Here is a 3,744-nt window from a genome sequence, read left to right as displayed (position 1 = left end):
CCCACCCGCCCCCGACGGCTGGGCCTCACCCGGCACCCCGCCCCTCGAACTCCTGTGCCTCGACCTGCGCCACGCCCTCGACGCCGCCCCGCTCTGCCCGCCCGTCGAAGGCGGCTGCCCCCGCCGACTGCGAACGCTGCGCCGTCCGCAAACGGCTGTGGGCCCGGTGGGAGGAGCGCTGGAGTACCGCCGCCCCCGCGTACCTGTCCTGGCCGATTCCGCCCTACGACCACCGCCAACGCCCCGCCGAACGCCTCCTCGCTTACCACCAGGGCCGCTGCGCCGTCTGCGGCTCCGCCCCGGAAGCCGGCCCCCGCACACACCGAGGACCATGACCTCCACACCGGCCTCACCCGCGGGCTCCTCTGCCACCCGCAGGCGGAGCAGGGCGCAGCCCCGTTCTGGGTCCGCTACCACGAGCGCCCGCCCGCCGCCGTCCTCGACCTGGAGCTGCGCTATCCCGCGCTCGCACCGGGCCGCCCGTGACACCCGTGGCGCCGCCAGGATCGGACGGGTATGGCCGAAGGACGGCACATGTCCGGTTCGCCGCCGACCGCTGACGGGACGCAACGTGCCGCATCGCCATGCCCCGTGGACATGGGCCTCCGGCGGCTGGAGTTCCGCACGTGCGGGGGGCCGACAAGCACCCGGCGATCATCGTCTTCGTTCTAGACGAGGAACCATCCCCGCGCGTGCGGGGCCGACCCGGACCGTCGTGGACGATCCGGGGCCCCTCGGGAACCATCCCCGCGCGTGCGGGGCCGACACTTCGTGACCTGCGAGTTTATCGGCGGGAGCGGGCCGAGAGAATCAGTCCGTCGAAGTCGACGGGCTTCCAGCGGTCCTTGCCAGCGGTGCGGACGGTCCAGCCTTGTTCGTTGGTGGCGGGTTCGACGAGGACGGCTTGGCCGTCGCCGATGCGGGTGGCGAGGAGTTCCCAGAGCCGGTCGCGGATGCGGCGGCTGGGGTTGCCGACGAAGACGCCGGCGTTGACTTCGACCATCCAGCGGGTGAGGTGGCCGCGGAGGCCTTCGGGGGCTGCAATGAGGATGATGACGGTCACGGGCTGCTCGTGTCCTGGGTGAACTCCGGGCCGATGATGGCCAGGTGTTCGTCACCCATCCCTGGTTCGGAGGCGGCGGGCACCGACGGGCCTTCCGTGCCGGACCAGTTGACGCCACCCTGGACGGCGCCGACGCGTTCGTCCCAGAGTTCGTTGACCTCGACGTCGGGCATCTCGGTGTCGTCCGGGCTGAGGAGCGCCTTGACGTCGTTCACGATGCGGCCCAGCAGCTTGTCCCGGGCAATGCGGTCGCGCAGGCCGAGGCGGGCGTCGCGCTCCTCGGTGTGCCCCTGCTGGGCGAGGTCGAAGGCGAGGGGGATGGTGTACTCGGCCTTGTAGAGGTCCGCGATGTCCAGGACGAACGAGGTCGCCAGTCCGGTGTGGACGAAGCCGAGCCCCGGGCTGGCGCCCAGACCGGTGACGACCGCGTGGCAGATCCCGTAAAGCGCGGCGTTGGCCGCCGACAGGAGCCGGTTCAGGTCGTCGCCAGCGGCGTACGCGTCACCGGCCTTGTACACGCGGCCGTTCCAGGGGACGCCGGTGCGGCGGGACTCGGCCTGGTAGAGCTTCCGGATGCGGGCGCCCTCACGGCCGCGCAGTTGCTGCATCGTGGCGGTGCTGACGTCCTCGCCGGGGAACCGCATCCGGTACATGGTCCGCGCGACGGCCAGGCGCTCCTTGGTGCGGCTGACCAGCCAGGCCTGCCGGTTGAGGAGGGCCGCTCCTCGGCTGGGGCCGAGGCCGGCCGCGTACATGCGCACGCCCTGCTCGCCGACCCAGCACACGGTGGTGCCGGAGTCGGCGAGGAGGTTGACGGCGCCGTGGGTGATGCGGGTGCCCGGACCGAGCAGCATGACGGCGACCATGGCAGCGGGGACGCGGACGGTCTCGCGCTTGTTGATGACGACGACGGCGTTCTCATCACGGTCGATGTGGCTGCGTTCGACGTAGACGCTGGAGACGCGGTCGGCGAGGCGGTGCAGGTCGTGGGGGTGGGCTTTCCACCAGATGTCGGCCATCGGTCAGCGGGCTCCGGCGGGCAGCGGAGCGAGGGTGAGCAGGCCGCAGCCGTAGGCCTTGGAGGGGCCGATGCCGCCGAGGAGGGCGGCCTGCAGGAGGCCTGGGTCGCTGATGCGCAGGTGGCCTTCGAAGGTAGCGGTGGTGAGGGTGACCGAGGTGCGGGTGCCGGGCTTGGTGAAGGTGTTGCGGCTGCGGTCGGTGATCCGCACCTCCCGGGCGGGCCGCGCGTCGGCCGGGGTGTCCGAGGCGTCGGGTTCGAGGCCCGGCGCCGGACCGTCCGTGCGTGCCTCGGGGATGGTGAAGCCCCAGCGCTCGGTGCGGTCCAGGAACCAGGTGAGCTGCTGGGCGGCGGTGCGATGGGCCATGCGGTAGGAGCGGTGGTGGAGTTCGGCGGCGGTCTTGGTGCGGTGCACGCTCGCCTTGTCGGGCTTGGCGGTGTTCTGGACGGGGCTGGCCTTGACCCGGAAGGCGAACTCGCGGCCCACGGCGAGCTGGCCGAGCAGGGGGCTGTAGTCGCGGATCGCGTAGTGCTCGCCGTCGGCGTCGGGCCACCCGGCCTGTTCGACGATGTGGGTCCAGTCCGGCTTGGACGGGGTGAGGACCAGCAGCGCGGGGCGGCGCGGGTGGTCGGCGTCCAGGCGCCACAGGACCCGGTCGCCGGGGGCGATGTCGGGGACGCCGGCCGTGACGGCGCCGTGCAGGGCGCGGGGGTTGGCGAGCAGGGTGCGGCTGGCGGCGCGCAGGGGGTTGATGCGGACGCGGGAGAGGTAGGTCATCGGGTCACCAGCCCAGCAGGGCGAACGGGTCGTGGCCGCCGGCCTCGGTGGCCGGCTGGGTGGTCGTGGTCGTGTTCGTCGGGTCGAGGCCGGTGGGAACGGTGAGCCAGGCGTGGCGGATTCTCCGAGTGGAGAAGCCGCGTTCGCGGGGGTCGAAGGAACGCGGGACGTCCTGGAGGGTGTCGTCACCCGACGGGTCGTCGAAGGTCGCGGCCAGGTCGATCCGGTGCGGGGAGAACGGCTCCGGGCTCTTCCGGGACCGCCGCCGGTAGGCCTCCTTGGCAGCGACGCCCGCCTGCCAGGGCTCGCCCGCCAGGGCATCCTCCAGGGTCCCGTCGCGTACCGCGCCGAGGGCGATCGGCTGGGTGGGGACGCAGGAACGCCGGCCGAGGGCGAGCGGGAAGGCTGGGCGGCGGATCGCCTCGGCGAGCATCTCGACGAGCGCGGCCGGGCCCTGGACGGCGGCGACGAACACCGCGTCCTGGAGGTAGTAGCGGTGGGTGACGTGGGTGTCCTTGGCCGGGGAGGTCGGCTTCTGGATCCCCTTGGCGTTGACCCCGGCCTGCGGCAGCGGCCGGCCCCGGTAGTCGCTGACGGTGTGGTAGTCGCGCAGCAGCGTTCCGGGCTGGTCGATGCGCACGCCCAGGCGCAGCCCGACCAGGTCGGTAATGTCCGCTTCGCGCGGACGGCCCGCGGCCGCGGCGAGCAGGCCGACGACGCCGGACTTGGTCGGCTGGGGCCTGCTGTCGCGGCGGTTGAAGGCGCTGCGGTCGCCCCAGGACTGGAGAGGACCTGCCAGCCGCAGCACGAGGACCGCCTGCGCCTCGCCCTGCGGGGCCGGGGCCGGTGCGGGGGTGGGGTCGGCGGGCATCAGTTGTCGTTCAC

4 protein-coding genes are annotated in these 3,744 nt (G+C 73.1%); all 4 read right to left on the bottom strand.

Annotated elements, in window-relative coordinates:
* Nucleotides 1-784: 784 nt before the first annotated feature.
* From cas2e to cas5e, 4 genes are read right to left on the bottom strand one after another with little or no spacing between them, the layout of a single operon-like run.
* Nucleotides 785-1,063 (bottom strand): type I-E CRISPR-associated endoribonuclease Cas2e, encoded by a 279-nt coding sequence (cas2e, locus tag ACIQOV_RS32120; RefSeq protein WP_331768775.1) that lies wholly within the window; start codon nt 1,061-1,063, stop codon nt 785-787.
* A complete protein-coding gene (cas1e, locus tag ACIQOV_RS32115) occupies nt 1,060-2,082 on the bottom strand; it encodes a type I-E CRISPR-associated endonuclease Cas1e (RefSeq protein ID WP_401054210.1) in 1,023 nt (340 codons plus the stop codon). The genes cas2e and cas1e overlap by 4 nt, the downstream gene beginning before the upstream one ends.
* 3 nt (nt 2,083-2,085) lie before the next feature.
* Nucleotides 2,086-2,859, bottom strand: coding sequence for a type I-E CRISPR-associated protein Cas6/Cse3/CasE (gene cas6e, locus ACIQOV_RS32110; protein ID WP_331768777.1), 774 nt, complete (start codon nt 2,857-2,859; stop codon nt 2,086-2,088).
* A gap of 4 nt (nt 2,860-2,863) precedes the next feature.
* On the bottom strand, nt 2,864-3,730 hold the full coding sequence (cas5e, locus tag ACIQOV_RS32105) for a type I-E CRISPR-associated protein Cas5/CasD (protein WP_331768778.1): 867 nt from the start codon (nt 3,728-3,730) through the stop codon (nt 2,864-2,866).
* Between the last annotated feature and the right edge of the window lie 14 nt (nt 3,731-3,744).

Source organism: Kitasatospora sp. NPDC091257 (genome assembly GCF_044757675.1).
Classification (GTDB): domain Bacteria; phylum Actinomycetota; class Actinomycetes; order Streptomycetales; family Streptomycetaceae; genus Kitasatospora; species Kitasatospora lactacystinica.
This window is presented reverse-complemented; position numbering and strand designations above follow the sequence as displayed.

Excerpts from the sequence above, each read along its gene's own strand:
- cas1e (WP_401054210.1), bottom strand. The coding sequence starts at position 2,082 with ATGGCCGACATCTGGTGGAAAGCCCACCCCCACGACCTGCACCGCCTC.
- cas6e (WP_331768777.1), bottom strand. The coding sequence starts at position 2,859 with ATGACCTACCTCTCCCGCGTCCGCATCAACCCCCTGCGCGCCGCCAGC.
- cas5e (WP_331768778.1), bottom strand. The coding sequence starts at position 3,730 with ATGCCCGCCGACCCCACCCCCGCACCGGCCCCGGCCCCGCAGGGCGAG.